Source organism: Actinoplanes sp. NPDC051633 (assembly GCF_040681735.1).
Lineage (GTDB): Bacteria > Actinomycetota > Actinomycetes > Mycobacteriales > Micromonosporaceae > Actinoplanes.
The window spans coordinates 1-6,767 of sequence record NZ_JBFAZH010000351.1; the positions used below are offsets into that span (position 1 = coordinate 1).

At 72.2% G+C, this 6,767-nt stretch carries 6 protein-coding genes; all 6 read left to right on the forward strand.

Features of this window, described 5'->3' with window-relative positions:
* On the forward strand, positions 1 to 1,376 hold a 1,376-nt coding region (gene sucB / locus AB0M20_RS20155), incomplete at its 5' end, for a 2-oxoglutarate dehydrogenase, E2 component, dihydrolipoamide succinyltransferase (RefSeq protein WP_364300206.1).
* 75 nt (positions 1,377 to 1,451) lie between these two features.
* On the forward strand, positions 1,452 to 2,369 hold the full coding sequence (locus AB0M20_RS20160; RefSeq protein WP_364300208.1) for a TIGR01777 family oxidoreductase: 918 nt from the start codon (positions 1,452 to 1,454) through the stop codon (positions 2,367 to 2,369).
* Between the two features lie 31 nt (positions 2,370 to 2,400).
* On the forward strand, positions 2,401 to 4,281 hold the full coding sequence (locus AB0M20_RS20165) for a DUF2079 domain-containing protein (protein ID WP_364300210.1): 1,881 nt from the start codon (positions 2,401 to 2,403) through the stop codon (positions 4,279 to 4,281).
* Between the two features lie 16 nt (positions 4,282 to 4,297).
* Positions 4,298 to 4,933, forward strand: a complete 636-nt coding sequence (gene lipB, locus AB0M20_RS20170; RefSeq protein ID WP_364300212.1) for a lipoyl(octanoyl) transferase LipB — start codon at positions 4,298 to 4,300, stop codon at positions 4,931 to 4,933.
* The gene (locus AB0M20_RS20175; protein WP_364300214.1) at positions 4,933 to 5,100 is read left to right on the forward strand and encodes a peptide ABC transporter substrate-binding protein; all 168 of its coding nucleotides are present in this window, start codon (positions 4,933 to 4,935) and stop codon (positions 5,098 to 5,100) included. Before lipB ends, AB0M20_RS20175 begins: the two co-directional genes overlap by 1 nt.
* Positions 5,097 to 6,131, forward strand: coding sequence for an alpha/beta hydrolase (locus tag AB0M20_RS20180; RefSeq protein ID WP_364300216.1), 1,035 nt, complete (start codon positions 5,097 to 5,099; stop codon positions 6,129 to 6,131). Before AB0M20_RS20175 ends, AB0M20_RS20180 begins: the two co-directional genes overlap by 4 nt.
* Positions 6,132 to 6,767: the final 636 nt, after the last annotated feature.

Below are 6,767 nucleotides of genomic sequence, written 5' to 3' on the forward strand. Positions count from 1 at the left end.
TCAAGCAGGTCGGCGACACCATCGAGGTCGACGAGCCGCTGCTCGAGGTCTCCACCGACAAGGTCGACACCGAGATCCCGTCGCCGGTGGCCGGCACGGTGCTCGAGATCAAGGTCCAGGAGGACGAGACCGCGGACGTCGGCGCCGATCTCGCGATCATCGGTTCCGGGGAGCCCGCGCAACAGGAGGCTCCGAAGCAGCCCGAGCCGCCGAAGCAGGAGGCCCCCAAGCAGGAGGCCCCCAAGCAGGAGGCCCCCAAGCAGGAGCCGCCCAAGCAGGCCGAGGCGCCCAAGGTCGAGTCGGCTCCGGCGCCGGACATCGCGCCGGCCGGCGAGTCCTACGCCGACCCGACGCCCGAGGCCGAGCAGGGCAAGCCCTCCCCCCAGCCCGCGGCTCCCGCGCAGGCGCCCGCGCCGGCCGAGGTCAAGTCCAACGGCGGGGCCGGCGACGCCGGTTACGTCACGCCGCTGGTGCGCAAGCTGGCCGCGGAGAAGGGCGTGGACCTCTCCAAGCTGACCGGCACCGGGGTCGGCGGCCGGATCCGCAAGCAGGACGTGGTCGAGGCGGCGGAGAGGGCGGCGGCGGAGAAGGCCACCCCGGCGCCCGCCGCGGCGTCGCAGGCCGCGCCCGCGGCCCCGAAGCCGCAGGCCAGCCCGCTGCGGGGCCGCACCGAGAAGCTGACCCGCACCCGCGCCACCATCGCCCGGCGCATGGTCGAGTCGCTCCAGGTGTCGGCGCAGCTCACCACGGTCGTCGAGGTGGACGTCACCAAGATCGCCCAGCTGCGCCAGCGGGCCAAGAACGACTTCCTGGCCAAGCACGGCGCGAAGCTGACCTTCCTGCCGTTCTTCGCGCTGGCCACGGTCGAGGCGCTGCAGGAGCACCCGGTGGTGAACTCGTCGATCGACCAGGAGGCCGGCACGGTCACCTACCACGACGGGGAGCACCTGGGCATCGCGGTGGACACGCCCAAGGGCCTGATCGTCCCGGTGATCAAGGACGCCGGCGACCTGAGCCTGGCCGGCCTGGCCAAGCGCATCGCCGACGTGGCCGACCGCACCCGCAACAACAAGATCAGCCCCGACGAGATCTCCGGCGGCACGTTCACGCTGACCAACACCGGCAGCCGGGGCGCGCTGTTCGACACGCCGATCATCAACCAGCCGCAGGTCGGCATCCTGGGCACCGGCGCGGTGGTCAAGCGCGCCGTGGTCGTCGAGGACCCCAACCTGGGTGAGCTGATCGTCCCGCGGTCGATGGTGTATCTGGCGCTGAGCTACGACCACCGGATCGTGGACGGCGCGGACGCCGCCCGCTTCCTGGTCACCATCAAGAACCGGCTCGAGGCGGGCCAGTTCGAGGGTGAGCTGAGCTGACCCGTGTGACGAAGAGCCCCGCCTCGGCGGGGCTCTTTCGTTTTGAGCCTGTTCAAACTCGGGAATGATTGGGGCATGCGCATCCTCATCGCCGGCGCGTCCGGTTTCCTTGGCGCCCCGCTGATCGAGCGGCTGCGCGCCTTCGGCCACGACGTCACGCGACTGGTCCGGCGGCCCGCCCAGGCGAGCGACGAGGCGACCTGGTGGCCGTCGCAGGGCGAGCTCGACCCGGCGCTGGTGGCCGGCGCCGACGCGGTGATCAACCTGGCCGGCGCCGGCGTCGGTGACAAGAGGTGGACGGCCGCCTACAAGAGCACGCTGCGGTCCAGCCGGGTCGACACGACCGGGACGATCGCGCGGACGATCAAGAATCTGCCCCAGGCCGAACGGCCCCGCGCGCTGCTGCAGGGTTCGGCAGTGGGGTGGTACGGGGACACCGGCGACCGCCGGGTGACCGAGGAGGAGTCCGCCGGGCGCGGCTTCCTGTCCGATCTGTGCCGGGTGTGGGAGGCCGCCGCGCGACCCGCCGAGGACGCCGGTGTGCGTACCGTCCTGATGCGGACCGGTCTGCCCCTGCACGAGAGCGGCGGGCTGCTCAAGCCCCAGATGATCCCGTTCAAGATGGGCGTCGGCGGGCGGCTGGGCAGCGGCCGGCAGTACGTTCCCTGGATCGCGCTGGCCGACTGGGTCACCGCCGTCGAGTTCATGCTCGACACCGACTCGATCGCCGGCCCGGTGAACGTGGTCGCTCCCGAGCCGGTGACCAACTCCGAGTTCACCGAGGTGTTCGGCCGGGTGCTCAAGCGGCCGGCGGTCACCCTCGTGCCCGGCTTCGCGCTGCACGTGGCGCTGGGCGAGTTCGCCGGCGAGGCGTTGCGCAGCCAGCGGGTGATCCCCGGGGTGCTGAACCGGGCCGGTTTCCGGTGGGCGTACCCCACTCTTGAGTCCGCGCTACGCGCCGCGATCGACCACACACCGAGCGCGGCGGCCTGATCCGCCGCGGCGCTTGCTAATCTGCCGCTTGATGTCCGTCGCCGCTCCCGCACCCGCAGACCCGTCCGATCTGCCCGCAGATCCGCCCGCCGAGGCCGTGTCGCCCGCCCGCGTGCGACGGCGCTGGCCCGGTCACGTCCTGTTCGCGATGGTCGCCGTTGCGCTCGCCGTCTACGTGACCAACGGGCTGTGGGCCGACCCGCATGCGAAGGCCCTCGCCCGCAACGTCGGCGACCAGGCCTTCTTCGAGTGGCTGCTGGGCTACGGCGTCTACGTGCTGAGCCACGGCGCCGACCCGTTCTTCACCGACCTGCTGAACACGCCGGTCGGCGTGAACCTGGCGGCGAACACCTCCATCACCGTCTACATCGTCCTGTTCTCGCCGCTGACCTTCCTGCTCGGGCCACAGGTCAGCTTCGTGACGATCCTGACCCTGAACCTGGCGGGCGGCGCCTTCGCGTTCTACTGGTTCTGCCTGCGCCATCTCACCTCGCGCCGGGCCGCCGCCGCCGTGGCCGGGCTGTTCTTCGGGTTCGCGCCCGGCTTCATCTCGCACGCCAACGGGCACCTGAACTGGTCGGCCGGGTGGGTCGCCCCGGTGGTGCTGTGGTGGGTGCTCAAGCTGCGCGAGAAGGGTCGCTGGCTGCGCAACGGCATCGTGCTCGGGCTGCTGGTCGCGGTCGGCTTCTCGATCGCGGCCGAGGGGTTGTTCTTCACCGCGCTGGCCAGCGGCGTCTTCCTGATCGCGTGGGCGTCGGCCCGGACCACCCGGGCCGAGGCGCGGGCGGCCCTGCCCACCGTGCTGGCCGGGCTGGGGGTCACGGCGGTGGTCGCCGGGTCGCTGCTCGCCTACCCGCTCTACATGCACTTCGACGGCCCGCAGAGCTTCTCCGGGACCGGCTTCAACCAGCGGCACTACGTCGAGGACGTGGCCGCGTACTTCAGCTACTCCGGACGGTCCTGGGCGGCGTGGGCCGGCCTGGGCAGCGACCACCTCGCGCCCAACCCGACCGAGGAGACGTCGTTCTTCGGGCTGCCGATGCTGATGCTGGTGGTGGCCGGGCTGGTGCTGCTGTGGCAGCGGTCGGACGCGGGGCGGCGGGTCACGCTGCGCGCTCTGATCATCGTGGCGGCGACGTTCATGGTGATCTCCTGGGGGCCGCGGCTGCAGATCTTCGAGCACGAGACGCAGATCCCGCTGCCGTACGCGGCCCTCGCGCACCTGCCGCTCTTCGACTCCGCGCTGCCGCTGCGGTTCTCGCTGGTGGTGGTCGGCGTCTTCGGCCTGGTGCTGGCGTTGCTCGCCGACCGGCTGCTGACCGATGCCGAGTTGTCGTCGTCGGTGCAGACGTCGTTCGCCGCCGCGTTCGCGGTCGCGCTGGTGCCGCTGGTCCCGCTGCCGCTGCTGACCTTCGAGCGGGCGCCCGAGCCGCGATTCATCGCGGACGGGACCTGGAAGCGGTACGTCGCCGAGGGCGCGGCGCTGAGCTCGCTGCCGTTCGCGAACACCGCCTCGCCGGACGCGCAGCGCTGGCAGGCGTACACGATGGCGCGGGGTGGCCGGCAGTTCCCCACGCCGGACGGCTACTTCCTCGGGCCGGGCGGCGACAACGGCACCGGGCGGATCGGGGCGCCCTGGCGGCGCACCGACTGGCTGCTGCTGCGGGCGGCCCGCTACGGCGAGATCCTCACCGTCACCAACGACGACCGGGCCCACGCGCGGGAGGACCTCGCGTACTGGAACGTGCAGGCGGTGTTCCTCGCCGACCGGGTCACCGGCTCGGCCGGTCCCGACTTCCGGTCCGCGCTGGAGATCACCGCGCGGGAGCTCCTCGGCCCGCCCGAGCGGGTGCAGGACGTGCTGGTGTGGCGCATCCGGCCGGGAGTGGATCCGGTCGACCGGATCCAATAGGACTACATTTGGGTACGTGACCAGCCCGACGCTCACCGTGCTCCGTCCCGGCCTCGTCGACTACGTCGAGGCGTGGGCCGAGCAACGCCGCATCCACGACGCCGTCGCCGACGGCGAACTGCCCGACACCATCCTGCTGCTCGAGCACCCCAGCGTCTTCACCGCCGGCAAGCGCACCGAGCCCGCCGACCGGCCGTTCGACGGCACCCCGGTGGTCGACGTGGACCGCGGCGGCAAGATCACCTGGCACGGTCCCGGCCAGCTCGTCGGCTACCCGATCCTCAAGCTGCCCGACCCGATCGACGTGGTCGCCTATGTGCGGCGCACCGAGCAGATGCTGATCGATGTGTGCGCCGAGTTCGGCGTGACCGCCGAGCGGGTCGAGGGCCGCAGCGGCGCCTGGGTCCGCGCGGACTCCCGCGGGCCCGACCGCAAGATCGCCGCCATCGGCATCCGCGTCTCGCGCGGCGTCACGCAGCACGGCTTCGCCCTGAACTGCGATTGCGACCTGTCGGCCTACGACCGTTTCGTGCCGTGCGGCATCCGCGACGCGGGCGTGACGTCGCTGACCGCCGAGCTGGGCCGGCCGGTGACCGTGGCCGAGGTGCTGCCGGTGGTCGAGCGCCACCTGCCGACGCTTCTCGAGCACTGATGCCGATCCTCTACCGCGATCCGACGGACCCGCGGGTCTTCGTGCCGCGTGAGCACGGCGGCCTGGGGCTGAACTTCGGCCACGGCATCGCCTGGGCGATCTTCCTGAGCATGACGGTGATCCCGCTGGTCATCGTCGTCGCCGTGACCATCCTCTTCGTGCTGTGAAACGGCTTCTGGGCGGGCTGGCGGTGGCGGCGGCCGTCGGGCTGGGCGTGCGGGCGTATCTCGGCCGGCGCCGTTCGATGATCTCGACCGTGCCGCCCGAGCTGCAGCACCCGATCCTCTACGTGCCGTTCCGGCTCACTTCCCGCATCCTGACGCGGGCGATGGGACTGATCCCGACGCCGGGGGCGCCGCCGGTGGCCGGCGTGACGGTCGACCGCCGGGTGGTGCCGGGAGATCCGCCGGTCGACGTGTACGTGTACCAGCCGTCGGCCCGCTCGCTGCCGTCGGGCGCGCTGCTCTACATCCACGGCGGCGGGTTCGTGGTCGGCCACCCGTCGACGTACCACGCCATCTGCAGCCGGATCGCCGCCGAGCTGGGCGTCCTGGTGGTCAGCGTGGACTACCGGCTGGCCCTCAAGCATCCGTTCCCGGCCGGTCTGGAGGACTGTTTCCGGGCGCTGCAATGGACCCATGAGCAGCCCGGGGTCGATCCGTCGCGGGTCGCGGTGTGCGGCGACAGCGCCGGCGGCGGGCTGGCCGCGACACTGGCCCAGATGGCGTACGACCGGGACGTGCCGGTGTGTTTCCAGGCCCTGATCTACCCGATGCTCGACGACCGGACCGTGCTGCGCGAGGACCACCTGGGCACCGGCGGTTTCGTGTGGACGCCACCGTCGAACCGTTTCGGCTGGACCGCGTACCTCGGGCATCGGCCGGCCGAGCACGAGCCGCGACCCTACGCGGCGGCCGCTCGCCGCGACGATCTGACGGGCCTGGCGCCGGCCTGGATCGGCGTCGGCGACCTCGACCTGTTCCACCAGGAGGACGTCGCCTACGCCGGGCGGCTGCGGGCCGCGGGCGTCCCGTGCGAGCTGGTCGTCGTGCCGGGCATGTACCACGGCGCGGACAGCTTCCTGGACGGCCGGGCCGCGTCGATGACCGCCTTCCGCGCCGGCATGATCAAAGCGATCGGCCAGGCGATCTCGAGTGGAGACCCGGGCCGCCGGGCGGCGGCTCGATCGGCGGAATGATCCGGGAGTCGATCAACCGGAACTCTCAGACCAGCCGGCTCAGCGCCGGGTCACCCAGGCGGCGCTGCCGATCATGCGTACGCAGGGCGCCGGGCACCTCGTGCAGGTGTCCAGCATCGGCGGGGTGGTCGCCTTCCCGACGCTGGGCCTCGACCACGCTTCCAAGTGGGCCTCGAAGGCATGAGCGACGCCCTGTCGCAGGAGACCGCGCACCTGGCATCCGGGTGACGCTGATCGAGCCGGGCCCGTCGGCACCGACTGGTCGGGCTCGTCGGCCGTGCACGCCGCACCGATCGACGCCTACGAGCCGGTCCGCGAGGCCCGGCGGGCGGCTGCGACCGCCCGCACCCCGGCCGACCCGGCATCGACGACGGAAGCGATCCTCGCCGTGGTGGACGCCGGCGATCCCCGCTGCGCCTCTTCCCACTCCCGACAGCCGAACGCGTCTACGCAGAGCGCCTGGCAACCTGGCGCACCCCTCGTGACCGCCGGCCCGGCGACCCAAGCCAACAGTGGTAGCCCAGCCGCCTTTCCCGGGCTCGAATGCGCTCGTGGGCTACCACTTTCCGGCCCGGCCGGCATGCCAGACCAACAGTGGTAGCCCAGCGGCCTTTCCCGGGCCCGGATGCACCCGTG

Excerpts from the sequence above, each read along its gene's own strand:
- AB0M20_RS20160 (WP_364300208.1), top strand. The coding sequence starts at position 1,452 with ATGCGCATCCTCATCGCCGGCGCGTCCGGTTTCCTTGGCGCCCCGCTG.
- AB0M20_RS20165 (WP_364300210.1), top strand. The coding sequence starts at position 2,401 with ATGTCCGTCGCCGCTCCCGCACCCGCAGACCCGTCCGATCTGCCCGCA.
- AB0M20_RS20175 (WP_364300214.1), top strand. The coding sequence starts at position 4,933 with ATGCCGATCCTCTACCGCGATCCGACGGACCCGCGGGTCTTCGTGCCG.